Annotated in this window: 22 protein-coding genes; 20 read left to right on the top strand and 2 right to left on the bottom strand. The window is 47.5% G+C overall.

The annotated features are described in order from the left end of the window. Window positions 1-105: 105 nt before the first annotated feature. The 4 genes from NYE70_RS15300 to metK all read left to right on the top strand — a co-directional run bounded on the left by NYE70_RS15300 (window position 106) and on the right by metK (window position 5,029). The gene (locus tag NYE70_RS15300) at window positions 106-2,616 is read left to right on the top strand and encodes a hypothetical protein (protein WP_341046719.1); all 2,511 of its coding nucleotides are present in this window, start codon (window positions 106-108) and stop codon (window positions 2,614-2,616) included. Window positions 2,617-2,721: 105 nt separating this feature from the next. Further along, the gene (locus tag NYE70_RS15295; RefSeq protein WP_341046717.1) at window positions 2,722-3,252 is read left to right on the top strand and encodes a hypothetical protein; all 531 of its coding nucleotides are present in this window, start codon (window positions 2,722-2,724) and stop codon (window positions 3,250-3,252) included. 118 nt (window positions 3,253-3,370) lie between these two features. Beyond that, window positions 3,371-3,643 (top strand): alpha/beta-type small acid-soluble spore protein, encoded by a 273-nt coding sequence (locus tag NYE70_RS15290; RefSeq protein WP_213653714.1) that lies wholly within the window; start codon window positions 3,371-3,373, stop codon window positions 3,641-3,643. 183 nt (window positions 3,644-3,826) lie between these two features. After that, window positions 3,827-5,029, top strand: a complete 1,203-nt coding sequence (gene metK / locus NYE70_RS15285) for a methionine adenosyltransferase (protein WP_211022646.1) — start codon at window positions 3,827-3,829, stop codon at window positions 5,027-5,029. A 50-nt stretch (window positions 5,030-5,079) separates the two neighbouring features. Here metK and NYE70_RS15280 read toward each other — a convergent pair whose 3' ends face one another. Continuing rightward, the gene (locus NYE70_RS15280; RefSeq protein ID WP_341046716.1) at window positions 5,080-5,598 is read right to left on the bottom strand and encodes a stalk domain-containing protein; all 519 of its coding nucleotides are present in this window, start codon (window positions 5,596-5,598) and stop codon (window positions 5,080-5,082) included. 279 nt (window positions 5,599-5,877) lie between these two features. Here NYE70_RS15280 and NYE70_RS15275 point away from each other — a divergent pair, with 279 nt between their 5' ends. Continuing rightward, window positions 5,878-9,912 (top strand): SwmB domain-containing protein, encoded by a 4,035-nt coding sequence (locus NYE70_RS15275; protein WP_341046715.1) that lies wholly within the window; start codon window positions 5,878-5,880, stop codon window positions 9,910-9,912. Here the strand turns inward: NYE70_RS15275 and NYE70_RS15270 are convergent. After that, on the bottom strand, window positions 9,909-10,670 hold the full coding sequence (locus NYE70_RS15270) for a hypothetical protein (protein ID WP_341046713.1): 762 nt from the start codon (window positions 10,668-10,670) through the stop codon (window positions 9,909-9,911). The genes NYE70_RS15275 and NYE70_RS15270 overlap by 4 nt on opposite strands. Before the next feature lie 313 nt (window positions 10,671-10,983). Between NYE70_RS15270 and NYE70_RS15265 the strand changes: the two genes are divergently transcribed. The 15 genes from NYE70_RS15265 (at window position 10,984) to NYE70_RS15195 (ending at window position 25,288) form a co-directional block, all read left to right on the top strand. Next, window positions 10,984-13,659, top strand: coding sequence for a stalk domain-containing protein (locus NYE70_RS15265; RefSeq protein ID WP_341047601.1), 2,676 nt, complete (start codon window positions 10,984-10,986; stop codon window positions 13,657-13,659). A 48-nt stretch (window positions 13,660-13,707) separates the two neighbouring features. Further along, window positions 13,708-14,883: a sensor histidine kinase gene (locus NYE70_RS15260; RefSeq protein ID WP_280520351.1), complete on the top strand. Its 1,176-nt coding sequence runs from the start codon at window positions 13,708-13,710 to the stop codon at window positions 14,881-14,883. Beyond that, window positions 14,876-15,604 (top strand): response regulator, encoded by a 729-nt coding sequence (locus tag NYE70_RS15255; protein WP_211022641.1) that lies wholly within the window; start codon window positions 14,876-14,878, stop codon window positions 15,602-15,604. Before NYE70_RS15260 ends, NYE70_RS15255 begins: the two co-directional genes overlap by 8 nt. Window positions 15,605-15,996: 392 nt before the next feature. Continuing rightward, a complete protein-coding gene (locus NYE70_RS15250; protein WP_290405528.1) occupies window positions 15,997-16,422 on the top strand; it encodes a hypothetical protein in 426 nt (141 codons plus the stop codon). Between the two features lie 225 nt (window positions 16,423-16,647). After that, window positions 16,648-17,502 carry a hypothetical protein gene (locus NYE70_RS15245; RefSeq protein WP_341046711.1) on the top strand — a complete coding sequence of 285 codons (855 nt, stop codon included), beginning with the start codon at window positions 16,648-16,650 and terminating at the stop codon, window positions 17,500-17,502. After that, window positions 17,469-18,704 carry a helicase-related protein gene (locus NYE70_RS15240; RefSeq protein ID WP_341046710.1) on the top strand — a complete coding sequence of 412 codons (1,236 nt, stop codon included), beginning with the start codon at window positions 17,469-17,471 and terminating at the stop codon, window positions 18,702-18,704. The genes NYE70_RS15245 and NYE70_RS15240 overlap by 34 nt, the downstream gene beginning before the upstream one ends. After that, window positions 18,701-19,744 (top strand): ComF family protein, encoded by a 1,044-nt coding sequence (locus NYE70_RS15235; RefSeq protein ID WP_341046709.1) that lies wholly within the window; start codon window positions 18,701-18,703, stop codon window positions 19,742-19,744. Before NYE70_RS15240 ends, NYE70_RS15235 begins: the two co-directional genes overlap by 4 nt. Window positions 19,745-19,837: 93 nt before the next feature. Next, window positions 19,838-20,263, top strand: coding sequence for a TIGR03826 family flagellar region protein (locus tag NYE70_RS15230; RefSeq protein ID WP_211022761.1), 426 nt, complete (start codon window positions 19,838-19,840; stop codon window positions 20,261-20,263). A gap of 128 nt (window positions 20,264-20,391) precedes the next feature. Further along, the gene (flgM, locus tag NYE70_RS15225; RefSeq protein ID WP_341046708.1) at window positions 20,392-20,676 is read left to right on the top strand and encodes a flagellar biosynthesis anti-sigma factor FlgM; all 285 of its coding nucleotides are present in this window, start codon (window positions 20,392-20,394) and stop codon (window positions 20,674-20,676) included. 8 nt (window positions 20,677-20,684) lie between these two features. Further along, window positions 20,685-21,185 (top strand): flagellar protein FlgN, encoded by a 501-nt coding sequence (locus tag NYE70_RS15220; protein WP_341046707.1) that lies wholly within the window; start codon window positions 20,685-20,687, stop codon window positions 21,183-21,185. An 18-nt stretch (window positions 21,186-21,203) separates the two neighbouring features. Next, entirely contained in the window at window positions 21,204-22,757 is a 1,554-nt protein-coding gene (gene flgK, locus NYE70_RS15215) for a flagellar hook-associated protein FlgK (protein ID WP_341046706.1), read from the top strand. 22 nt (window positions 22,758-22,779) lie between these two features. Continuing rightward, on the top strand, window positions 22,780-23,676 hold the full coding sequence (flgL, locus tag NYE70_RS15210) for a flagellar hook-associated protein FlgL (RefSeq protein ID WP_341046705.1): 897 nt from the start codon (window positions 22,780-22,782) through the stop codon (window positions 23,674-23,676). Between the two features lie 94 nt (window positions 23,677-23,770). Further along, window positions 23,771-24,232 (top strand): flagellar assembly protein FliW, encoded by a 462-nt coding sequence (gene fliW, locus NYE70_RS15205; RefSeq protein ID WP_341046704.1) that lies wholly within the window; start codon window positions 23,771-23,773, stop codon window positions 24,230-24,232. Continuing rightward, window positions 24,213-24,440, top strand: a complete 228-nt coding sequence (gene csrA, locus NYE70_RS15200; protein WP_341046703.1) for a carbon storage regulator CsrA — start codon at window positions 24,213-24,215, stop codon at window positions 24,438-24,440. Before fliW ends, csrA begins: the two co-directional genes overlap by 20 nt. Window positions 24,441-24,445: 5 nt before the next feature. Next, complete coding sequence (locus NYE70_RS15195; RefSeq protein ID WP_341046702.1) at window positions 24,446-25,288, top strand: beta-1,6-N-acetylglucosaminyltransferase; 843 nt, start codon at window positions 24,446-24,448, stop codon at window positions 25,286-25,288. Window positions 25,289-25,401: the final 113 nt, after the last annotated feature.

Raw genomic sequence — 25,401 nt, 5'->3', positions numbered from 1 at the left:
AGCTCCCTTGCTGGTTTTTTTGTATTCATTTCACTAGATTTCGAAACATTTTCCACTTGAAAACGTTATTAATAGTAAGAACATTTCTGCATGGGAGGAAATACGTTGAGAAAGATTCCAATAACAGCTGCATCCTTAGGGATAGCATTACTATTGACAAGTTCGCAAGGCGCTTTGGCCGCCGGGAATACAACAACAAAGACAACTACAAAGACACCAGTAAAACAGACAAAGACAGTAGTTCATACATTGGCAAATTTGTCCCCCATTAAAATTACTGCGAAAAGTACGGTTCAGTTAACCGATGTTAATATTCTAACCTTGGATGAAGAAAGTATACTTACCTATACCTTGGTTATAAAAAACGGAGATAGTAAGACTTTAGATCTGCTTGATTATTGGTCAAAGGTTAAAACGGCGAGTGGTACTACATACAGCACTTCTTTAATGGCTAAGGATAAGGATAAGAAGAAGCTCTCAGCAGGATCGTCTACAACCTTAACTTATGTAGCTAAAGTGGGTAAAAATGTAAAGGTTAGTGATCTTGTATTTCAAATAATTAAGTGGGATTTTAGTCAAGCAGGGTATGAAAGCTTAAAGGGGCAATTCAAAATTCCAGCAACCTATCTTACGTCAACACCCTCTGATCAATCGAAGACTTTAAAAGTATTTGATACTCCAATTAAGGCTAAAGTAAGCCAAGTCGCAAGCTTTGTGTCAGGTGATTACAATTACGTAAATGTAAGCCTCGACATGACGAATATAGGATATAAAATTTTCGAAGATCCTAAAGTGAAATTCGTTATTAAAACAGCAAGCGGAGCGAGCTATCCAATGTCCGCCGATACAACTAGTGTAGATTATAAAATTCAGCCACAAGATACCAAATCATTAAATTTAATGACTTCAATTCCGAAAAGTATCAATTTATCAAAAATGGAACTTCAATTAGTTCAAGACGATGAAACTACGAAGCTAAGTTTACCTATTGCAACGCTGCAATTGCCAGGAGCCTCTAATAAGTCCTTAGCAATTGAGCCTAATATTGAAAAGTTCATTCCAGTAGGAAGCGGTAAAATCGCAGTCAGTTTTACTGGGGCAACTATATTGCAAAGTTTTGATGAACATAATCTATCTATGAGGTTAAATTTAAGGAATACTAGCGGGTCAACGGTGACCATTCCGAAGTATCAATTTGAACTTCAAACATCTGATGGATATCGTTTACCTATTTCAACACAAGCTACCGAGAATCTTACGTTACAACCTCTTGAAGAAAGAGTATTGAACTTGAGCGTTACAATTCCAGCTAATGTGAGTTCAGTGAAACCACAATTGTTTATGAATCTACCATCTGTTGCAGATTCGAAGGATACATTTAGTTACCCAGTAGGAATATTTGCAATTCCTGAGGTTCAGCCAGTTCAAAACATGATTGGTCAAAAGCAGTTTGTTCAAACTACGAACGGTATTGTTGGGTTTACTCTCGAGTCCATTCAAAGACTTCCTTGGAGCGATGGGGATTTAGTCTCCGCCAAAATTAATATCAGAAATACAGGTTTCAAAACAATTATTCTTCCGGAATTGACAGGCCTTCTCAAGATTGACTCTGCTAAATTAACTGCAGATTCAAAATTGATTTCAACTCAAAGTACAGGATTACTCGGAGCTAATACTTCTACTGATGTATATGTCGTCTCTAAAGTCCCTGGATCTTTAGATTTCAGTCAACTGCAAATAGCTTTGCTTGAAAAAGTTGGCGAAGGCACTTCTGAGTGGGTTCAATTTATCAATGCTGGATCATTGCCTAAATTACCAACAATAGCACAGGGAGAGGCTTATACAATCGAGACTCCGGGGCATAGAGAAGAGTTAAAGGCAGTACGATCATTTGTTTACAGTGGAACCTCTTCAGATTTAATCTATACGGAACTTGAAGCTAAAAATTTGGAGGACCATCAGATTGATTTATCACAATTTGCCGGGGCATTCCAAGGATCGGGAGGTAAAACTTATAAAGCTACTGTAAGTCAAGTTGATACTTCTACAGCACCAGATGAAAAGAGTATTATTGCCCTATGGGCCAAAATTCCTAAGAGTATAACTACAAGCGACTTGAAGCTAGTAGTTGGCGAGGGAATAACCGATAATAAACTCACACCTGTAAAGGGAGAGTCCACTGGATATGTCAATGCTGCTGCATTGGAGCTAAGCGTAATTCAACCACAAGTTAAATCTACCTTGGCAGATTTAGAAGTGTTCCCATTTACACTCTCAGTTAAAAACGTACGGGCAAAACTAAGCGGCTCTACATCAGTAAATGTAACATTCGATTATAACATGAAGCGTAATATGGATTACACAATTGGGGAATTTACTCATAAGTACTTATTTGAAGTTGTGGATTCAACGGGCCGCAGCTTTGAAAAGGAATTCTCTCCAGAGACAGATATTAAAGTTACAAATGGAGGAAGTGCAAGCTTCAGCTTTGATGATTCAATTTTTGATGGAAGAAAAGCAGGGTCTTTGCAACTTAACGTATATGACGTATTCCAAGGACAAAAGATAAAACTAGGAAGCCAGGGCTTTTATTACACTTCTGTTGGATTAGAATAATTTGCTCAAGTAAAAATCCCTCATACAGAGAGGGATTTTTGCTTGTTCCCTTCTATTAAAACCACTATCATGTAAGTAATAGAAATAGTTTAGGAGGAACATAATGTGAAGACAGCATGGAAGGTAATGGCAGCTGCAATACTAATCGGCGGAGGTATATGGGCCGGTTCACTTATGAATTTGACAGCAGAAGGGGCAGGAGTTACAAATCAGCCAGGAACCGCAGACGATCCTGTAGTGACCAAAAGTTATGTCGACCAAGTAATCCAGCAGGCAATCAAAGGTGGTGGCACCACAACAATTCCAACAACACCTACCAGCCCGACCACGCCATCGACAGGTGAAGGAAGCGGAAGTTCGTCTGACGCAGTATCTATAGTGGATGTAAAACCGGGGCAGACTCTAATTGCCTCAGCAGGTGCAGAATTTGTTGTTCGTGCAGGAAAAGCAGTTATATACAGCCAAGATTCAAATGGGGTGGCCGATTTAACGGACGGTAAGGACATTGCGAATGGCGGAGCGGTTGCGAACAATCACTTGCTTTCTTTTCCTAGAGATGGGAGAGGGATTCAAGTTCAAGAAGGAAACAAGTATAACCTGACTGTTATGGTAAGAGGCGGATATAAAATCCAATAATAAACGATTAATTTTAAGCACATGAATTTGCCAAAAGTAACAAACATTAATAGGGCTAGCCTTGAAGGTCATGCACATACTACATCCGAGGTATAAAATTACTGGAGGTGTATGATCCATGGCAAGAAGTAACCGTAAAATCGTCCCAGAGAGCCGCCAAGTACTTAATCAATGGAAATATGAAATCGCTGCAGAATTTGGGCTCCCCGTCAGTGGAGCTGGAGGCTTGGCTGGAGCGGATACAGAATTTGCAGGTGAGCTTGGAGCCTTTGGTGGTGGAACAAGCACAGGCGGGAGCTGGGGGCATTTAACATCACGGGAAAATGGCTCCGTCGGAGGCGAAATTACAAAACGTTTGGTGGCTCAAGCCCAAAGAGATATGTTATTGTAGGATTTTAATGAACTTGTCCTAATTATTTTGACATGACTTGGCAAATACGTTAATATGACTTTTGAGGATTAACCTTTTCCGCTAAGGAAAAGGTTCATTTTTTATGGGTCCTCAATCACGCCATTATTTTTAGTATTGGATACTTCGGCAATTGCCATACTATCCATAGGGGAGGTTGATTTCATGTCCATACAAGGGCGACACTTATTTACTTCCGAGTCCGTAACGGAAGGACACCCGGATAAAATTTGCGACCAAATCTCCGATGCGGTTCTTGACGCATTTTTGGCCAACGATCCGTATGCACGTGTAGCTTGCGAAGTTTCCGTAGCTACCGGACTAGTTCTGGTGATCGGTGAGATCAGTACAAAGTCGGAATATGTAGATATTCCTGCCATTGTTCGGAAAACGGTAAAAGAGATCGGTTATACACGTGCCAAATACGGCTTTGACTCCAATACATGCGCTGTTCTGACCTCGCTGAATGAACAGTCTGCCGATATTGCTCAAGGCGTAAATGCAGCGCTGGAAAACCGCGATCCGGAACAAATGGATAAAGAAACGGAAAATATCGGTGCAGGTGACCAAGGACTGATGTTTGGTTTTGCGACGAACGAAACGCCCGAATTAATGCCGCTTCCTATAGCATTATCTCATCGTATCGCACGCCGACTTTCTGAAGTTCGCAAGGACGGAACCCTGGAATACCTTCGTCCCGATGGGAAAACTCAAGTCACCATTGAGTATGTGGATGGAAAGCCTAATCGCGTCGATACCATCGTTGTATCCACGCAGCATGCTGAAGAAATCACACTGGAGCAAATCCAGAGAGATATTAAAGAACAAGTCATTCTTCCTGTCGTTCCGGCAGAATTGTTGGACGAGCAGACCAAATATTTCATCAACCCTACTGGGCGTTTTGTAATCGGCGGACCGCAAGGGGATGCCGGATTAACTGGGCGAAAAATTATTGTCGATACTTACGGCGGATATGCTCGCCATGGCGGCGGTGCCTTCTCTGGTAAAGATCCGACAAAGGTCGACCGTTCCGCTGCTTATGCAGCCCGTTATGTAGCGAAAAATCTTGTAGCCGCAGGCTTGGCTGACAAGGTAGAAATCCAGCTCGCTTATGCTATCGGTGTAGCAACTCCTGTCTCCATCAATGTAGATACTTACGGAACAGGAAAAGTATCCGAGGAGAAGCTGGTCGAATTGGTTCGTGAGAACTTCGATCTCCGCCCAGCGGGCATTATTCGGATGCTGGATCTCCGCCGTCCAATATACCGTCAGACGGCTGCCTACGGCCATTTTGGACGTACGGACCTGGATTTACCTTGGGAACGAGTGGACAAGGCTGAGGCGCTTAAGGCCCAAGCAGGGTTGTAAGGAAAAATTCAGAAAAGAACCCATCGAATTATCGATGGGTTCTTTTTGATTTAGATTTTAAAACCAGCAGCCTTCAGGTCCTCTTTATTTAACATAAATGAATCTTTAAGTTTCAGAACACGGATTGTTTTTCCGTCCTCCGTAAGAACCTTTGATTCAGTACCATCTGTAAATCCAGTTTTATTTATTCCGAAAAGTCTTATACCACTTCTCGCAATGGTAATAATATCATCACTATCTTCGGGTTGGCCAACTTGAGCCTCGTTTAAAGCTGCAAAGTTTGCTAAAGAAATCCATTCTGCAACAGTTTCATTCGCCGAAGCAAATTCGATAGTTTTCTTAGGCCCGTCATAATTTGTGTTATACCCAAACAAATCTGCAACCTCACGAATTGGAACATAAGTAGTTCCGTTATAAACCAATTGGTTGGTCGTGCCGGTTTTTGTCTCGCCATCTACCAAAATTTTAAATTTGGCGATGGTGGCTTGAACTGTATTCGGGGCGGCTGCTGCAACAGTGGCAGACCCGATCAGCATGCCGATCGCTAAGGAAGCGATTACTCTTTTCATATGTATCATCTCCTAAATAAAAAATTACTCAATAATGACTTTTACCCAGCCAGCAAGCAAATGTAACAAGAAATTTAAAATATTAATTTAAATAAATTTGATCACTGCTTAAATATTTATGATTATTGGTATTACCTTAGAATTTGTACACGTCTATTTCTTGCCTTTCCTAAACTTGGATGGCCTTTTTGCCGTTAATAGATATAGGTATGCGCTTAATTGCCATGTGCTGAAATACATACATAGAGCATTCAATGAGTGAGAGGGGAGTACGACAAGATGAGAAAGAAAATTTCGATAGGTTTGGCAATGTTAATGGTCATCAATATGATGTTGGTGGCTTTGGGATCGGCTGCGCCGGCAACATCATTTGCGGTGACATCCATGCTGCCTGCTGGAGGGGCCAAGGGGGTCCCGCTAGCGACCAAAACGATTCAGTTGTTGTTTGATCGGGAGGTTAAGGCAGGCACGGGGACAATCGAGGTCACAGCCGAGGAAATTGGAAAGCCTGGGGTAGTTACGACTGTATTGACTCAAACTATTTCTCCGCAAGGCTATGTAACAAAGAGGCTGGATCTTACACTGCCGGACAATAACCACCTCGGCACGGGGACACCGTTGATTCCGAATGCAGTCTATCATGTGAAGGGAACGGCGGGGTCTTTTATTGATGCAGGGAACCCGGGGACTACGTCTGAACCCTTTGATCTTGTATTTACCAGCCTGAGTGCACCTGACAGCAAGCCGCCGGTCATCAGTGCTATCAATCCGTTCTTGCCGGCCACAGGTGCCACGGTGACGGGGGCGGACGAGGTATTCAGCCTGACATTTGATAAGCCGATCCTTAAGGGTAACGGTAACATTTATGTAAAACGGGCTTCGAACAATGATAGTGTGCTGGCGTTATCTGTTCAGGATGCTGGAGTAGTAGTCAATGATAAGACTGTGTCCTGGCAGGTTAGCAATTTGATCAAAGGTGAACGCTATTATGTTCTGGTAGATCAGGGGGCTTTTGTCGATATCGATAACCAGCCGTCCGAAGGTATAAGCAATGCACAGAAGTGGTTTGTCAATGTACAAGGGAATCCGGTGGATTGGCATGCCACGACTCCAACAGTTCCGGCCAACAGAGCTGTGAATGTAGGGATTAACGATACTATTCAACTAAACTTCACGCGCCCGGTGTATCCGGACGCAGGAACGATTAAGCTGCTGCTCACTGCACCAACAAGCGGCACATCCTTGGTAAAGGCCTTTGACGTCACTTCTTCCGAAGTTAAGGGAGGCGGAACCTCCCAAATCACCATAACTCTGCCGCAATTGAACTACAATACCGGATACACGATATCCGTGCCGGCGTTGGCTTTCAAAGACAGCGATAAAAATGGCACCACAGCGTTAGATTGGTCCTTCACAACGGGGACTGCGGCTTCGAGCACACTTAAAATCAATTCGTTGTCTCCTTCCGACCGGAGTACCGGAAATGCGGTGACTAGCAAAATGGTTGCCACTTTTAATAATCTGATCGTACTTAAAGATGCAAATCTGGTTTCTCTCAAAAAGCAAGGCACTACAGGCGTCATTCCTACAACGGTGACCGTATCGGGACGTCAGCTGATCGTAACGCCTTCCAGTAATCTGCAGGAAGGGTCCACTTATTACGTGGACATCGCTGCCGGCGCAGTTGCGGATAGCGTAACCGGAGCTCTTTTTGCCGGTGTGAGCGGATCATCGAGCTGGACTTTCCAAACGTTGACTTCAGATCGGACAACCCCGGTATTGCAAAGCGCGGTAATGTACAGCAATTCAGTGATCCGATTGTCGTATAACAAAACATTGGATGCTTCTATTAATCTTTTGACATCCGCCTTTACGGTAACGGTTAATGGAGAGAACCGGCGGATTAGTAATGCCTATGTCTCCGGTGAAAGTGTGTATGTCACGTTAGATACCGGAGTAGCGGTCGGGCAAAATGTGCGAATCAGCTACAGCGGAAGCTCAATCCGTCCGATTCAGGACACTTCCGGCAATGCGGCGGGATCGATCTCAGGCAAGGATGTTACGAATGGCATGGATTCGGTGCTACCGAAACCGAAGGACGGATCCGTCTCCGGCCGCAGCTTGACTTTATATTTTAGCGATACGCTGAAAAGTGTCTCCACCTATGCGTATGACCAATTCCGGGTAACCGCCGATGGCTACTCCAAAGGTGTTGACTCCATCTATCAAAGCGGATCGACAGTGACGCTATATTTGTCCAGCACTGTATCGAATGGAGAAGTCGTAAAGGTATCTTATTCACCTGGTTCATACCCGTTGCAGGACTACCGGGGACAAAACATTTCCGGATTTGACGATTACTATGTCCGGAACACTTACGATACGGTTGCGCCTGAATTTACTGGAGTGGAGGGCTCGGGCAACAAAATCGTGCTCAGTTATAACGAAGCCCTGAGAACGACGCCGGTTCCGATGAAGAGCCAATTCTCCGTACTGGTCAACAATTCGCCGGTTTACGTCACGGCAGTCGAGATTGTTTCCAATCAGGTGATACTGACGCTGGCGTCTTCCTTTACCAAGGAACAGGCCGTCACACTATCTTATGTATCCGGCACGGGCGGAATTGCGGATCTGAACGGCAACTTGGCGGGGTACATTAATCTTCAACCTGTAAATTACAATGTGATCACCGAAGGAATCCGTTCGGCGGTAATCCAAGGGGATACAATTACAATTACCTATAATACGTCGCTTAGAACGGTATCTTGGTTCCCAGTCAATCAATTTTATGTAACCGTGGATAAAACTTCTCAAACTGTACAATCCGCTTCTGCCAGCGGCAATACGGTGATCGTAAAATTGGCGAATCCGGTGACCTCACTCCAGGCCATCGAAATATCATACATGTCGGGGCCAACCTTGCTGTACGACACTGCCGGCAACGTAATGAAGGGGTATACCACAATGCCGGTGACGAACGCGACGAGTTCTTCGGGGACTTCGACGAATACGGGGACTGTCGGACAGCCGTCTTACGTATCCTTGATGTCGGCTAGCGATTTTGGAATAACAGGATACGTTCTGGCCGCGAATACAGCACAAATTACAGCGGACCGTTCGAGATACGAACAGACGATTTCCAAGTACACCTTGGACAGCACCAAGTTAAAAGGCGCCCTGGACTTCTTGACCGGTACTGCCAGCTCGGAGAAAATGCTAGTCTTTGAAGTTCCTGCAACTGAAAAAGCAGCGGAAGTTGCCATTCCGATGAATCCGCTCATCGAAGTATACAGCAGCGGTAAACAGGCCTCTTTTGCTGTGAAATACGGAAACAACTTGTACGTGCTACCTGTTCAGAGCCTGCCGTATCAGGAAATATCTCGCGCGCTGAGCATCGGATCGTTTTCATCGGTGAACCTGGTGATCCGATTAGAAGCGGTCTCCAGAGGCATGTTACCTTCGCTCCCTTCCAACGGGGCCGTCACGGTAAGCTCATTGGCAGATCCAACGGAAGTCTATGTAACGGCAAACAGCGGCTCCAATCAAGTCGAAGTCGCTCATAAAGGACAGCTGTATATTAAGACTTCCAAACAGCTGCCGTCCGTTACCTCTTCACTGGTCAAATATGACCTCTCTACCCGTACGGTAGCCTACATGCCGTCAGCAGTGAAGACCAGCGGAGCAGGCGTAATATTTATAGCAAAGATCAATGGAAATACGGTTGTTGGGCCTGCTGTAGGCTACGGGTACTTCGAGGATACGGCGAATCATTGGGCGAAAAATGACATCGCCGAACTGGTCGGCAAGATGATTGTTGACCCGGCCTCCGCCAGCAAAAGCTATAAATTCGAGCCGGACAAAAAAATTACGCGCGCTGAATTTGCCACCTTCCTCGCCAAAGGGCTCGGTCTTCCTCTGGATGTGACAAGCGCAAGCAGGTTCCCCGATGTAGCGGCATCAAGTACGACGGGATTATATATCGGGGCTGCGGCCAAAGCAGGAATCATCAATGGGTATCCCGACGGAACCTTCAAGCCGAACAACTACATCACCCGGGAGCAGATGGCGCTCATGATGGTAAGAGCTATGGAGTATGCCGGGTATAATACCTCGGCGAACGGAGCGAGCACACAGACCTTAACCCGATTCAAAGACGGCGCCAAAATCCAGGCCAAGGACACGGTCGCAATAGCGGTAAAAGAGGGGATTATTCAAGGTGTATCCGCGAATATGTTCCAACCGGGTGGTAACGCAACCCGTGCCCAAGCCGCTGTCATGCTTAAACGCGTGCTGGATAAACTGAATAATATTTAATTACAAATGCCTTCCGGTGCCCTTTGGGTCACTGGGAGGTTTGTTTTTGTGTACAATGCCTCCACACGCCTATTGAGCACCGCTTCATCCATCATTTCATCCTTTCCTCGGATCATTTCATAATAGTGGATTCCTTCACTTGCTTTGGTGCATAGGGGGCGGAGCCAACCTGTTTGACATAAAGACTGCAGCATTCTAATGGCGGTTTGATGATCGGTATTAAAGTGCTCTGCGACATTTTGGGAGCAGATCGGAAGAGGTGAGTTTAGCGCGAGGCGAATCATTTCCATTTCCGCAAATAATGGACGATCTGTAGAGTGTAGGCCTGGCTGGTAACGGATGAGCAGCATCTGGAGCAAGTATTTACATAATTCGGGCCGTTGCTCCACATCGTCGTAGGCAAGAGAAATGACCCGGTAGCCTGAGGCTTGAAGAAATAGCTCGCGGTTCAACCCGTCGGCATAGTCCTCGCGATTTGCTACTCTTTCATAGGCGTTATCTTTAATTTCGATCAGGAATTTCAGATGCCCCGGCAAATAAGCAAAATCCGCGAAATGGCCCTTCCCGCTCCAATCGCGAACCTCGTATTCCGGATACAGATGATCCAAGTTGCCGAACAGCGGCCACCATACATTTTTGAGAAATTGCATTTCTTCGTAACCGTGATTTACGGAAAGCAGTTCCTCTCGATCCTTGGATTTGGAATCCATGTGAGACTTCAAAAAGACTTCATACGCCAATTCAAACTTTCCTGTCATAGCACTTACCGACCCCCAAATTGATTTATAAGCACAAAAAAGCCCCAACCCTCTGAATCAATCAGATTGTCAGGACGTTCTTCGTCACTTTATAGGGTAATTATAGCAATTATGTATATAGTAGTCCAACTGTAATTCCATGAAATTTGCTTTTTTTCGTAACTTTTCCGGCATTTTGTAGTCTATTATTTATGTACTAGATTCCCGCGGGTGGACAGAGCCCGGGATAACAGATTGCAATAAGATGGGAGAGTAGCTTACAAAAATGGTTGTTAAGAGAGAGGAAGCCGGGAAAAGGGCTAAAATAGTGCGGATGGCGGCTGGCCAAGGTAAAAAACTGATTCTGGTCTCATTAGCGGGCTTGATCTGGATTCAGCCGATGGTTTTAATGGAGCCGTTTGGAAGAACAACGTCTACCGTATATGCGGCGGAAAGTCAGGCGACCAAATTAGGAACTGAAGACATTACGTCCGGCGCGAAGCTGGTAAAATATCAATATACAACAACGCGCTCAGGTAAACAGGTAAAAGTACTGGCCGATGTAATTGAAGTGGATCTGAGCAATCCTTATGTCCAATTGGATGTGATGACAGGCAAAGGGGGCCAAGTGACGACTAGACAATCCGTGGAAGGCATGGCGCAAGAAACCGGTGCGGTAGCCGGCGTGAACGGCGACTTCTTTGCCACGGGAGGACAAGGCGTGCCGATGGGTGCGGCCGTGTCTCAAGGAACGCTGGTAACCAGCCCGGCGAAGCTTCAGGGGATGTTTACATTTGGCGTGAGAAGCGATAATACGCCGGTGATTGACCGTTATAATTTTACGGGTACCGTGATGGCGGAAGACGGGTCGACATTCCCGCTTACGGGGATTAACCAGGAGTCTTATACGACGGAACCGGACAAAGCGTACAGCCACGTGAATAATATGTTCATCTATACAAGCGCTTGGAAATCCGAGGAACGCCCGAAAGCAAGCGGAACGACTCCGACCGAAGTGCTGGTGCAGGGAGGCGTTATTCAACAAATATCCTATCAAGCTGCGATTCCCGGACAGGTACCTTCGGACGGCTATATTTTGCGTGCGCATGGACAAGCTGCAGACTTTATCGCCACGCATATGACGGTGGGCCAGCGGGTGGATGCTTCCTACCAACTCGTTTCTCAAACTAGCGGCCAGCAATTGAATCCGTCGGAATTCAAGATGATGATCGGCGGGCACACCCTCTTGGTAGATGGAGGTAAGGCATCGGCTTTTACTCGTTCCACCACGTCGATTAGCGGCGGCAGCGCTGTTGCCCGTACTGCGGTCGGATATTCGCAAGACGGGAAGAAAGTATACATTATCACGGTTGAAAAGAATGGTTCCAGCTCCGGTCTGACATTGGCTGAGCTGCAGAAATTCATGGTTTCGATCGGCGTCTGGAAAGGTGTCAATCTGGACGGCGGCGGGTCTACGACGATGGTTACCCGCCCTCTAGCGGAGACGGAGGCGAAACTGACCTTTACAACCTCAAACGGCTCGGCTGGGCAACGTGCAGTGGCCAACGGGCTTGGGGTGTATACGACAGCGCCTCAAGGAGCGCTGAAAGGATTGAAGGTTAGCGGGGCTTCTACCTTGCTGATCGGTCAAACCGCTGCATATTCGTTAAAAGGCTACGACATCTACTATAACCCGGTGGATGCGGCGGGCATTCAGGCGACCTGGAAATCGGACAACGGCAATGTTGCCTGGACCGGCGAAGGGTTTAAGGGTATAAAAGCAGGAACCTCGAAAATTACGGCGGTCAGCGGTGACGGCAAGGACAGCATGGAAGTAACCGTGCTTGGCGGGGCGGACCTAAGCAGTCTGACGCCTGTAACGACCTTTGCTTCCCTGGAAGCCGGGGTTTCGGTATCCGTACCGGTTACTGCCAAACTTAAAAACGGAAACACCGTGAACGTTCCGGATGAGTCCGTGAAGTGGGAATTCACAGGGATGAAGGCAAGCGTCCAGAATGGAGTGCTTAGCGTTCAATCCGTAAACAATGGAGCAAAAGTAGCTTACGCTACGCCAAAATATGATGGATTTAGCGGTACGCCGATCGTATTCTCGGCTTCTTCGGAGCAGGTTTGGGAGAATTTTGAGAATGCCACCTACCCTGTATCGTTTACAGGATTGCCGACTGAAACCAAAGGAACGGCTGCTATTGTTCAGGGTACCGGAGAACGCGAGAAATCCAAGGTATTGAAATTGGATTACGATCTTACCGGCGGCAGTGGCAACAAGTTCGCTTACGCCCAAATCAATGGCACGACAGGCAAAACCATTCCGGAAGGCGCCACTTCAATGGCGATTGACGTATTAGGCGACGCCAGTCTGAACTGGCTGCGGGCCGAGTTTGCCGCTGCGGACGGCAAGAGCATTTACGTGGATCTCGCGCGGCCGCTTGATTTCACCGGCTGGAAAACAATCACCGTGGACCTGACCGCGAGCGCCATCAAACATCCGGCCAAGCTGAAACGGCTGTATGTCGTCAATCTGGAAGAGGGACAAGATGAACGCGCCTTGACCGGCAGCGTATCTTTTGACAACATCCGTTTTACAGCCCCTGTTACGGGTGGGGATACCGGAATGCCTAGCGCAACTGTGACAATGGTAGCGGGTCAGAGCAGCATGACGGTTGACGGTAAGAAGCAGACGCTGGATGTTGCTCCGCTGATCAAGGACGGAACGACGTATGTTCCGATCAAATATGTGCTGGATGCTTTTGGCGGACAAGCGGCCTGGAATGCAAAGGCGAAGAAAATTACCGTAACGCGTGGTACCACAGTCCTTGAATTAACGGTCGGCAAGAAGGAATATATGTTGAACGGGGCTGCGAAACAGTCCGCAGTTACTCCGATCATAGCCAATAATAGGACTTTAGTACCTCTAAGATTGGTGTCTGAACAACTAGGAATTAACGTAAATTGGGAAAAGAAAACCAAAACGATTACCCTTCAATCGTGATATGATAAGTTTTGGATAAATGGAAACTTGGAAATGGAGAAGGTTGAAGTGGCAGATTATCAAGCTGATGCAATTGACCGTGTTATAAAGAACGCCGTTGGCGTCATGGAAAACAGCAAGCTGCAAATCCTTGAGATCCTGGATGCTGCGCGAAATGAGCTCAAAACGCTCAACAATGAGCTGCAGCAAGTGGTAAAGGAAACGGCAGAGACCGTGGAAAAGGTCGATCAACTTGAAATTAATTACCGGCGTTCCCGCATCCGGCTGACGGAAGTCAGCCGGGATTTTGTGCGGTACAAGGAAGAGGACATCAAGCAAGCCTATGAGAAAGCTACCCAGCTTCAACTGGATCTTTTGATTTTTCGTGAAAAAGAAATGTATTTGAAAGCCCGCCGCGATGAATTGCAAAAAAGGGCGCGCAATGTCGAGCAATCAGTGGAACGCGCGGAAACCGTCAGTTCGCAAATGGGCGTCGTTTTGGAGTATTTGTCCGGTGAATTGGGACAGGTCTCCCGGATTCTGGAGTCGGCGAAGAATCGGCAGATGATCGGCCTGAAGATTATTTTGGCGCAGGAAGAAGAACGAAAGCGGATTTCGCGGGAAATTCACGATGGTCCTGCACAATTGCTCGCAAATCTAGTTCTTAGGACGGAAATTGTAGAAAGAATGCTTGCAAAGCAGGAATTTAAGATGGTGCAGGACGAAATAATAGATTTGAAGAGTCAAGTCCGCTCCAGTCTGGAAGAAATGCGGAAAGTCATCTTTAATTTAAGGCCGATGGCTTTGGATGATCTCGGCTTAATTCCGACATTGCGCAAATATGTACATGATTTTGAGGAAAAAACGAAAATCCGGACGACCTTCGAAACAAGAGGCAAGGAACACCGGATGTCTTCTCCAATGGAAGCAGCGGTATTCAGACTGGTTCAGGAGGCTCTCACCAATGCAGCCAAGCATGCCTTCCCAACTTACGTAGGAGTGGACATCACCTATCAGGCTCAAATGGTCAAAATCGTAGTCCAGGATAACGGACTAGGTTTCAAAGTGGACCAATTGGAGAAGAAGACGAAGGAGCATACCCATTTTGGTCTGATCGGGATGAGAGAACGGGTGGAATTGCTAGAAGGAAGAATGGAAATCGAGTCAACAGCGAATTTGGGCACTAAAGTCATTATCCACATTCCGACTAACGCAGAGAAGAGAAAGGAGTACCAGGATGGATAACCTCATTTCTAACAGTAGACAAACTATTAAAGTACTCTTGGCTGACGACCACCAATTGTTTCGCGAGGGATTAAAACGGATCTTGAATATGGAGGAAGACATCGAAGTGGTCGGAGAGTGCGGCGATGGCATCCAAGTACTGGAATGCTGCCAGCAGTTTCATCCGGAGATTGTCCTCATGGATATTAACATGCCGTTATTAAACGGGGTGGATGCAACAGCCGAGCTCCGCGAGGCGCTTCCGGAAGTTAAAGTTATTATTTTATCGATTCATGATGATGAAAGTTACGTCTTTGAGACGCTTCGTAAAGGAGCTACCGGCTATCTGTTGAAGGACATGGAAGCCGAGTCTCTGATTAATGCGATACGCACCGTTGCCGAGGGCAATGCCTTTATTCATCCGAAAGTAACGGGCAAACTGATTCAGCAGCTTCGCCGTATGGAGTATTTAAGCGAGACTGGCGCTATCGCCGAAGACAATGCGATCCGCGAAGCTGGCGTTAAATTTGTGGCAGGCGAAGATAATCCGCTCACCCGCCGTGAAGCCGAAGTGCTCCGTTTGATGGCTGAAGGCCGCAGCAACAAAATGATCGGCGAACATCTTTTTATTAGCGAGAAGACGGTTAAAAACCATGTCAGCAGCATTTTGCAAAAAATGGACGTGGATGACCGGACGCAAGCGGTAATTAATGCGATCAAATTTGGATGGGTTACCCTGTAACCTGATAACCGACATGAAGACCGGCTATCGCACCAACCGCCTATAGGCGGCGATACAGGAATAGCGGGAGACTGCGTCCTGAATCCGTTGCGAGAAGGCCTTTTGCGTGCTAGGCTGCCATTTTTTACTGGATCATGAAATATGAGGACTAAATGTTTATTTCTCAGTTTCAGTAACATATTTAGGCTGCATCCTTTTCCCTCAGAATCATGGATTCATTCCATCTGCAGGGCTGCGTACATATTTCTCCGGCGGGTAACCGGATGGTTGGGAACCACAGCCCAGGAACCGACTCCTTCATAGCGGCATATATTGTCGTTATAATAGGAGCGTTCAATTAGCGGCTCAATCAACTTGCTGCTATTGAACGGCCCCCACAAAGGAGGGGTTCCATGGTTTCTTACATGGGTTGGATTGTACTTAGCTATGGATTAGCGGCGGTCCTGGTGCATTTCCTGCACGGAGTACTCCTGAGGGAAAAGCCCAAGGATGGCAAAAGACTGCATTATATTTTAGTAACCCATAATCATGGGAATCAGATGGAATGGTATTTAAGAGCGTTATCATGGTATGCGCGTCTTCGCGGCGAATCCGTTAAAGTGACGGTGCTGGATGAAGCGTCGCAGGATGATACGGTAGCGATCATTCAACGTCTTAGGGACCAGGCTGGAATCGAGCTGACTACGATCGGCCTGATGACGGCAGATGCTGATGAGATCAGCCGGCAGGCGACCGCATGGACGGAAGAGGAAATTCAAGTATATGTGGATCTCCGTGTCCCCCAGGAGGCGGCTAAAATCCCATATGTCCATGTGTAAAATGCGTTTGCAACGACAAATAAATATCAGGAAACAATGTAAAGTGTGAAGCACACTCTTTGACGGCCAAAGGCCCAGGAGTGTGCTTTTTTGTGTTGTGGCGTCTTTCCGTAAATTTTATATATAGTTGCAAATATTACAGCTAGGCCATGAATCATCAGATATTGTTAAAAAAGGGATAAATTAAATGCTCGATAGATTAGAAGGTTATAAAGGAGGGTTAGGATGAAGGCGAGTCTATATGCAGTCAGACTGGAACAAGGGTGGGAGTTGGGGGTGAGTCTGGATTGCAGGGTGGATTTATGGTGGTGGGTCAAAGGAAAAGAGAAGTGTAAGGTCGATAGCCAAAGGGGGGATTTTAATGGGAGAGTTGCGGGGAAGGGGGAACAGATGGCTTCGCCTAGGGTTATCGTGCTACTCTCCGGGTCGATGCCGTTAGGCTGGGCGGTTTTACTTAGAGATGGCTTCCGGAGTTCCAGGGAGATGGATCATTGGGAGCCAAGAGATTGGATGAGTTACATAGCGTCTAACTTGAAATTCTTTTTGGAAGGCGAGAGAGATCCGGGAAATTCCTCTCGGCTGGAAACTCCCTGTTTGCTATGGACTAATGAAGAGCAAGGTAGTCCGCAGGCTGACAGGGAGCAAGCGATGGATGCAGCGATGAACTGGGAAGAGCTGCAGCTAGAGGCGGCGCGGATCGCAGACGCGCTGGAGGGCAGGTCGCTGCTGGAGGCTGAACTGCAGCAGCTTCTTGCGGAGCGCCTTCCGGAGCTGAGCCGGGGCTGGCGCTCCGCGGTGCAGCTCGCGCACCTGCAGGGGCGCGTGCAGCTCACGTCGGGCGTCGCGCTCGCTGACGCCCGGCCCGCACGGGCCCGCCGCCTCGGCCGGCGGGCCCCCGAGCTCCGCTGCCGGCGCTGCGGCAGCGGGGTGCATCGCCGCACACCCTGCGCGGGTCGTGCGGCTGCAGCGGCTGCGCCTACTGCGAGGCCTGCCTCGCGCTGGGGCGCAGCCGATCTTGTGCGCTGCTGCTGCGCGGCAGTAGCGCCATGGCCGTGCCGCCGCCGGTTCCTGCGGGCGTAGGCGGCACGGCGGGGGCCCCCACCGTGTCCCAGTTGGACCGGTGGGGGCTGAGCCCCGCGCAGCGCGAGGCGGCGGGCGCCGCGCTGCGGTTTTTGGCGCAGCCGTTGCCAGAGGCAGCTGCTCCAGCCGCCGGGACAGCGCCGGTACCGCAGCGCGGCTGGGCTCGATTGCTGCCTCAGCGCGCGGCTCCCGCTTCGCCGCGCTTCCTGCTCTGGGCGGTGACCGGAGCAGGCAAGACCGAGATGATCTTTCCGCTGCTGGGCTATGTGCTGGATCGCGGAGGGAAAGTGCTCGTTGCGACTCCGCGCCGGGACGTCGTCCTGGAGCTGGCTCCGCGGCTGGCTAAAGCCTTTCCAGAAGAAAAAATGGCCGTCCTATACGGCGGAAGCCCGCAGCGGTGGGAGGAAGGCCGGCTCTTTTTATCGACAACCCATCAGCTTATGCGCTTTAGCCATGCCTTTGACCTCGTCGTTATCGATGAACTGGATGCTTTTCCATATCATAACGATCCGATGCTTGCTTATGCCGCTGGGAACTCCTGCAAGGCGGAGGGCCGATTCATATATCTTTCCGCTACGCCTCCAGCCAATCTGCAGCGGGAAGTTCGGGCAGGCCGGTTGCCGCATGCGAAAGTGCCGGCGCGTTTTCACGGCCATCCGCTTCCTGTGCCGCGTCGTATCCACATGGAATCCGTAGAGGCATGCCTCCGCAGGCGGATATTCCGAAAAGAGTTGATATCCTCTCTAGAGACATCAATCCGTAGAGGAGCGCAAGTCTTTGTATTTGTCTCCCGGATTCGTCATATCGAGCCCGTCGTCGCGTTGCTCCGCAGTCATTTTCCGGGTCTGCCGATCGAAGGGACCTCGTCGCAGGATAAAAGCAGAAGTGATCATGTCTTAGACTTTCGCGCGACGAACACGAGGCTTCTGGTGACCACGACGATTCTGGAACGGGGAGTAACCGTGCCTAAAAGCGATGTATACATATTGGATGCAGACAGTGAACTGTTTGATGAAGCCTCCTTGGTGCAGATGGCGGGCCGCGCGGGGAGGTCTAAGGACGATCCTCGGGGAACGGTTGTTTTCGTCTCCAAGGAGTGGACTAAGTCTCAAAGGAATGCAGTGCGACAGATTCGGTCGATGAATGTCATCGCCGGAAAAAGCGGATTCCTAAAGGAAAAGAAGGAGGCAGTAAACGGATGATGAATATTCCCTGTAACTGTGCGGAAATCAAGAGAGCGCCTCGAGAACGAAAGCGGGTTTGGAACCAGGCGAAATGTAGAGATCTTTGCGGCGGATATGGAGACGAACCTGGTCATCCGGGAGAAGTCGTTAATGAAACAACAACGGCAAGTTACTCAATGATCGATTGGAGCCACGCTAAGGATGCCGTGTTGTCCCCGTTGCATAATCTGCTTGCTCCGCCAGGGCTTCCTTGTCTCACTTGCGGTAAAACGATCTCCGACAAAGTGACGGGTTACCCGGAGATATGCTCCTCCTGCTATGCTTCTATACCATGGATTACTTCCATACGGTGCGATATATGCGGCCGGCCAGTCGGGTGCCCGGATTGCAGTCGGGCCGGAAAGGAAGACAGACGTTTTGTGTTGAACCGGAGCGTCGTTTCCTATAATGGCATGATGCGAGAGTGGCTGGCGCAATACAAATTCAGAGGCAATGAAGCCCTTGGCTCCGTACTGGCACGGATGACAGGCGCAGCCGCGAAACGTTTAGTAAAAGAGATGGGCGAGAAGACCGGCACCGCCCGTTTCAATTTTGATGCGGTTACCTATGTGCCCGTAAGTACGGACCGGATGATGGAGCGCGGCTTTAATCAGGCAAGGAATTTGGCGGTTGAAGCGGCTAACGTGCTTGGTGCACCTCTGATGGAGCTGCTCATTCGTTCCAAGCATACCGAAAAACAGAGCTTCAAAAGCCGATGGCAGCGCCTGCGTGATTTGAACGGGGTTTTCCTTCCGGCTCCGGAAGCGGAGGGCTTGTTATATGCAGCTTTGAGTTGCCGGACTAGCCGGGGGCGCGGCATGTTTCCTCTCTCTATTTTTGCTTCCGGTAAAAATGAATTTGGGAACGCATACCCCTCTGCCCCCATAAGGCTGCTGCTGATCGATGATGTTTATACTACAGGAAGCACGGTTGATTCCTGCGCCGTTATCCTTCAAGAGACATGCGCTTTGCTGGGCCGCCCGGTTGAAATCTATAGCTTGACCTGGGCTCGATCTTAATGATTCCAGGTATAAAACATTGGACGAATTTCCTCAAATAAGGTAATCTATCAGCAGAATATGTATTTTGAAAGGACGCGGCATCAAATGGAGATGAATCTAGGGAATTGCCCGCGCTGTGGGAAGCTGTTTGCCAAAAATTTCAGAGACATCTGTCCAGCCTGTATGAAAGATATCGAACTGGATTATGAGAAGTGCCTTAAATATTTGCGCGAAGAGAAGACCGCAACGATTCAGGAAGTTTCTGACGCTACAGAGGTTTCAATTCGGCAAATCACCAAGTTTATTAGAGAAGGCCGGATCTCAATAGCCAATAATCCGAATATGATGTATCCGTGCGAAGTGTGCGGAGTTCTTATTCGAGACGGCAACATGTGCGATTCTTGCCGGGCCCGCCTTGCCAAGGATTTAACGGCTGCGGCGAGGGAAGGAACCCAGGATAGAAATAAGACGGGCGAAGACAATCGAGCAGGGGGCGCATACGGGGTAATCGACAAATTTCGAGGACCTGAGCGTTAAAACTACAGATATCTTGGCATAATATTCTTTATAAACCAATGGTTCGCTATTAAATATGATTCAACACACGCCGATAAACTTAGTAAAGAATATCGGCTTTTTTATTTTTGGAAGGAAAGGTGGAGCCCATGAAAATTAATGAGACCGGACGAATCGGAGCCATAAATAATTATCAACGGCAAATCGAATCGGGGCGTAAGGAATCGGACAATAAAGCCCGCCGTAAGGATGAAGTGTCGATCTCGACGGAGGCCATGGAGCTTCTTAAGGCTCAGGCAAGCGCTCAGGAACCGGGCCGGGCCGAACGTATCGAGGAATTGAAATCCCAGGTATCTTCCGGAACCTATCAGATTGACGCCGGCAAGCTGGCGGATAAGCTTCTTCCATACTTCAAGTCTTTTACTGATAAATAGGGGGCACTATGGCTATACAGCAATTGATTGACTCGTTAAACGAGCTGAATGAAGCCCATCTGAGCATGCTGAAATGGGGAGAGTCGAAGAAAGAAGCCATTATGGCAAACGATATTGAGACCTTGATTTCGATTATGAATCAAGAGTCGAAGCTCATGAAGCAGATTTCCGCGCTGGAAGAAAAGCGCTTGGCTGCTTGCCAGACGTTTTTGCAGGAAAAGGGCATTAAGTCCATGCTCCAACTGAACATCACGGAATTGACCCGGCTTGTCTTTGACCCTGAGGAGAAGGAAGGCCTGAAGAATATGCAATCCGCTCTATCGTGGACGCTTCATGAACTGAAGAGGCTTAACGATCTCAATCAGAAGCTGATTGAACAGTCCCTCGCCTTTGTAAACTATTCTGTTGAATTGCTGGGAGCGCCTCCCGAGCAGGAGGCTACTTATAAACCACCGACCGACAAGCCATCGGGCTTTAAAGGACCAGGGTACTTTGACGCCCGGGCTTAACCCGACAAGGAGGATTTTATGACATCGACTTTCCATTCGCTGGAGACGGCAAAGCGCAGTTTGTTCACGCAATCCATCGCTTTGAATACGACCGGCCACAATATTGCAAACGCCAATACGGACGGGTACTCCCGCCAGACGGTGAAGATGAGCGCGGCTCGTCCTCTGGAAGCGTACGGAATTAACCGTTCCGTGAATCCTGGGCAGTTGGGCACCGGGGTTGAGGTAAACTCCATTGAACGTATCCGGGAACAATTTCTCGACGAGCAGTTCCGTAATGAAAATAAGTCGCTGGGTGCGTGGAATATCCAGTATGATACGCTCGATAAGCTCCAGGCCATTATCAACGAGCCCTCCGATACGGGGATTAGCTCGCTAATCAATAAATTTTGGAGCGCTTGGTCGGATCTCAGTAAAGATCCTGAGAACATTACGAACCGGAAGATCGTAAAAGAGACGACGCTCGCTCTGACGGACGCGTTAAACCATACGAGCAAGCAGCTAAGCGATTTGAATGGGGATTTGACGAGAAACGTAGAAGTCAATGCATCCAGTATGAACTCGATGCTGTCTTCTATCGCAGACTTGAACAATCAGATCACCCGGATCGAAAGTCTGGGCGACAACGCGAACGATCTGCGGGATCAACGCGATCTTTTGACCGATCAATTATCTAAACTTGTAAATATTGAAGTTACTAATCTTCCAGAGGGTTATCAAATTTCCATGGGTGGCCAGGTTCTTGTGGCAGGCTCGACTCCGACCCCAATTACCGGAGATCTTTTGCAGAACGCCTATGCCGCCGGCACCCTTAATAATGGGGAAGTATTCGGCATGATTCTTTCCCGTGACCAGTATGTCGCTGATTATCAGTCGCAGCTCGATCAATTTGCGAATTCCTTGGTTAATGGAGATATTCAAGTAACGCTCCCTAAGGGAACGATCTTACCGGAAGGTACCGTGCTTGACGGAGTAACTTATCAGGGTTCCACACGTGCGTTAGCCACAGATTTAACCGTTACGGTGAAAGGCATCAACGGCCTTCATAAACTCGGATATAACGCGAACGATGGAACGCCGGTTGCTGGCGGGGATTTCTTTGCTGCCGCTGGTGGTGGAACTTTAACTGCAGGCAATATTACCTTAAGTCAAGCCATTATCGATGACCCGAGCCTGATTGCCACTTCCTTAAAAACTACGGGGACAGGGAACTCAGAGACTGTAATTAAAGGTAATAACGGTTTAGCGCTGCTGATGGCTGACCTGAAGGACGTGAAATTCACTTTCGGCACCGGCACTACGGCTACATCGACGATTGACGACTATTTTAAGGCGATCGTCGGTCAGGTCGGCGTACAGGCGAACGAAGCGAAGCGTCAAGCGGATAACGCCTTGGTGCTGACTGATCAGGTCAATTCCAACCGCCTCTCCGTCAGCGGGGTATCGTTGGATGAGGAAATGTCCAACATGCTGATGTTCCAGCATGCCTACTCCGCCGCTGCCCGTTTCATGACTACATTCGACGAAATGCTGGACAAACTCATCAACGGAACCGGCACGGTAGGTCGTTGATCCCTAGGAGGTTAGAATTCTCATGGCATTACGTGTAACTTCAAATATGATGAGCAACCAGGTTCTTCGCAACTTGAACAAGAACCTGAACAAAATGGCCGACCTGCAAAACCAAGAATCTACCGGCCGTAAATTAAACAAGCCGTCTGACGATCCAGTCGGCGTTACTTACGCCTTGCGTTACCGTTCTGAGTTGTCCGCAAACAGCCAGTACCAGCGCAATGTCGATACGGCATTGGGGTGGCTGGATACTACGGACTCCGTGATGTCACAGGCAGAAGATGTTATGAATCGGCTTAAGCAATTATCAGTGCAGGCGAGCAGTGGAACAAATCCTCAGTCGGCCCTGGACAGCATTAGTGCCGAATTGCAGGAACTCAAGAAACAATTGTCCGACCTTGGAAATACGCAGATCAACGGAAAATTTATTTTTAACGGTGAGACCTACAACATTAAGCCCTATGATGCTGCTGACCCGGCAGCCGCTATTACGGATACAGGTGCAGTTGAGTATACAGTAGGACAAGGCGTTACCTTCCAAATCAACACCTCCGGAAATGACTTCTTTGGTCCGAAGGGCGGGGCTGATAATGTATTTAATATTATCGATAAGATTTCCACGGCTATAAGCACCAGTAGCTTTACTGGTATCGCCGCCGAAGTTTCCAATATCGATTCTCGTTTGAATAAGATGGTATCTGTCCATGCGGAGACAGGGGCTCGCACCAACCGCGTCGAGTTGATGCAGAATCGCTTGGAGAATGAAGATTTTAGTTTGACTAAACTTCAATCCAAGACCGAGGATGCGGATATTGCTGAAATCATGATCCAGACGAACATCGCATCAAATATTTATCAGGCTTCCTTATCCGCAGGGGCGAAAATTATATCTCCGACATTGGTAGACTTTATTCGTTAAGTCAGTTTTGGTGAATCTAAAATATAGGCATATAATTAAGCTATGAACTTTGTATGTTCGTAGCTTTTTTAATACAAGGAGGGCGACCAAATCCATGGTTACCAGAACACAAAAAGAATGGGATTTTAGTGAAGATGAAGTGTTTCATTTCGGGAAAGGAATTCCCGGATTTGAACAATGCACGAAATATGTTTTTTATAAGCATGATGAAGACTTCTCCTTGTTGCAATCCATTGAAAACAAAGACTTGGCGTTTATCGTAACCAACCCGTTTTCTTTTTTTCAAGATTATGAATTTGAATTGCCTGCTCAAGACCGGGACGAGCTTAATATTAACGACAAAAGTGAAGTTGGTATTTGTACGATCGTAACTTGGGGAGATGATTTGTCGAATGTAACGGCAAATTTGATGGCCCCTTTAGTTTTAAATGTGAAGGAACGTTTGGGTAAGCAGGTAGTATTGAACAATAGCAGGTATACGACCAAGCATCCTCTTCTCAAGAAGAAGGCGGGCCAAGCGAAGGACGGTGAGATCAATGCTAGTATTGAGCCGTAAAAAAGGGGAGTCTATCATAATCTCCGACGATATAGAAATCATTGTTCTTGAGTCCGAAGGAGACACTGTAAAACTAGGGATTAAAGCGCCAAAAGATGTGGAGATCCATCGGAAGGAGATCTATTTGGCAATCCAGGAGAGCAACAAGGAAGCTTACAATGATCGGATGGCACTGATCCGGAAATTATCCGATTGGAAAGGGATTTAAGAAACATGAAAATTGCTTATTTTATTATGGCTCATCATAAACCCGCTATGTTTTTAAGATTGTTGAACGCAATTTACGCTGAAAATCATATCTACCTTATTCATATCGACTCCAGTGCTGATGCAGAAATGCACGAGCTTGCCAATAATCTAAGTCAAAGCAACTCCAATATAAGAATTCTACCTTCTCGCTTTCTGTCTTGGGGAGGATGGTCGTTGGTGCAGGTTGAATTGGATGCCCTTACTTATTTGCTCAATTGGGATTCAGATTGGTCATACTACATCAATTTAAGCGGGCAGGACTTCCCGTTAGTAAAACAAATACAGCTGGAGCAATTCCTATCTGGCAAAAATTTAAATTATTTGACGGCAAAACCTATTAACTTGGAACCCAATCAAAAGAAACTGACACAGGCTTATTATCGCATTGAAGATTGCGGGAAGATAGTGAATATGGGGGAAAGGAAGCCGTTTGAGGAATATTTTGCTCCTGGAATTGAGCCATACTATGGGTCCCAATGGAAGATGATCACCCGGGCGTTTGCTGCATATGCGGTCACTTCGTATTTGTCGTTTGAAATGCAGGATTATTATAGATACACATTTATCCCCGATGAAGCTTTCTTTCAAACCTTGTTATTAAATGGTGATTTTAAAGCAACACACGTCAATGGGAATTATCGTTTTATTAATATGCAGCAGTTTGCATCAGCCTTTCAGCGGCCTGTTGTAATAACAATGGATTACTTGCAGGCAATCTTTCAAAGTGATGCGTTGTTTGCAAGGAAATTTGATGAGGATGTGGATACAACGATCATGGAAGTTATTGAGAGTTCGCTTGGATTATAGAGAATATATTAATAAAGTTTTTTAAAATATAATATTTTTCTATAAACAAATGAACTGGGACTTCCGATATATTCATTAGAAAGGTTTGAAACGGGCGGCCGACCTTCAGACCA

The organism is Paenibacillus sp. FSL R5-0407, from assembly GCF_038009185.1.
GTDB lineage: Bacteria > Bacillota > Bacilli > Paenibacillales > Paenibacillaceae > Fontibacillus > Fontibacillus vini.
Note: the sequence above shows the minus strand (reverse complement) of the source record. Positions and strands in the feature narration are given on the sequence as shown.

Bases quoted from the DNA above. Each gene is read 5' to 3' on its own strand.
- NYE70_RS15290 (WP_213653714.1), top strand. From the start codon at position 3,371: ATGGCAAGAAGTAACCGTAAAATCGTCCCAGAGAGCCGCCAAGTACTT.
- metK (WP_211022646.1), top strand. From the start codon at position 3,827: ATGTCCATACAAGGGCGACACTTATTTACTTCCGAGTCCGTAACGGAA.
- NYE70_RS15280 (WP_341046716.1), bottom strand. From the start codon at position 5,598: ATGAAAAGAGTAATCGCTTCCTTAGCGATCGGCATGCTGATCGGGTCT.
- NYE70_RS15275 (WP_341046715.1), top strand. From the start codon at position 5,878: ATGAGAAAGAAAATTTCGATAGGTTTGGCAATGTTAATGGTCATCAAT.
- NYE70_RS15270 (WP_341046713.1), bottom strand. From the start codon at position 10,670: ATGACAGGAAAGTTTGAATTGGCGTATGAAGTCTTTTTGAAGTCTCAC.
- NYE70_RS15265 (WP_341047601.1), top strand. From the start codon at position 10,984: ATGGCGGCTGGCCAAGGTAAAAAACTGATTCTGGTCTCATTAGCGGGC.
- NYE70_RS15255 (WP_211022641.1), top strand. From the start codon at position 14,876: ATGGATAACCTCATTTCTAACAGTAGACAAACTATTAAAGTACTCTTG.
- NYE70_RS15250 (WP_290405528.1), top strand. From the start codon at position 15,997: ATGGTTTCTTACATGGGTTGGATTGTACTTAGCTATGGATTAGCGGCG.
- NYE70_RS15245 (WP_341046711.1), top strand. From the start codon at position 16,648: ATGAAGGCGAGTCTATATGCAGTCAGACTGGAACAAGGGTGGGAGTTG.
- NYE70_RS15240 (WP_341046710.1), top strand. From the start codon at position 17,469: ATGGCCGTGCCGCCGCCGGTTCCTGCGGGCGTAGGCGGCACGGCGGGG.
- NYE70_RS15235 (WP_341046709.1), top strand. From the start codon at position 18,701: ATGATGAATATTCCCTGTAACTGTGCGGAAATCAAGAGAGCGCCTCGA.
- NYE70_RS15230 (WP_211022761.1), top strand. From the start codon at position 19,838: ATGAATCTAGGGAATTGCCCGCGCTGTGGGAAGCTGTTTGCCAAAAAT.
- flgM (WP_341046708.1), top strand. From the start codon at position 20,392: ATGAAAATTAATGAGACCGGACGAATCGGAGCCATAAATAATTATCAA.
- NYE70_RS15220 (WP_341046707.1), top strand. From the start codon at position 20,685: ATGGCTATACAGCAATTGATTGACTCGTTAAACGAGCTGAATGAAGCC.
- flgK (WP_341046706.1), top strand. From the start codon at position 21,204: ATGACATCGACTTTCCATTCGCTGGAGACGGCAAAGCGCAGTTTGTTC.
- flgL (WP_341046705.1), top strand. From the start codon at position 22,780: ATGGCATTACGTGTAACTTCAAATATGATGAGCAACCAGGTTCTTCGC.
- fliW (WP_341046704.1), top strand. From the start codon at position 23,771: ATGGTTACCAGAACACAAAAAGAATGGGATTTTAGTGAAGATGAAGTG.
- csrA (WP_341046703.1), top strand. From the start codon at position 24,213: ATGCTAGTATTGAGCCGTAAAAAAGGGGAGTCTATCATAATCTCCGAC.
- NYE70_RS15195 (WP_341046702.1), top strand. From the start codon at position 24,446: ATGAAAATTGCTTATTTTATTATGGCTCATCATAAACCCGCTATGTTT.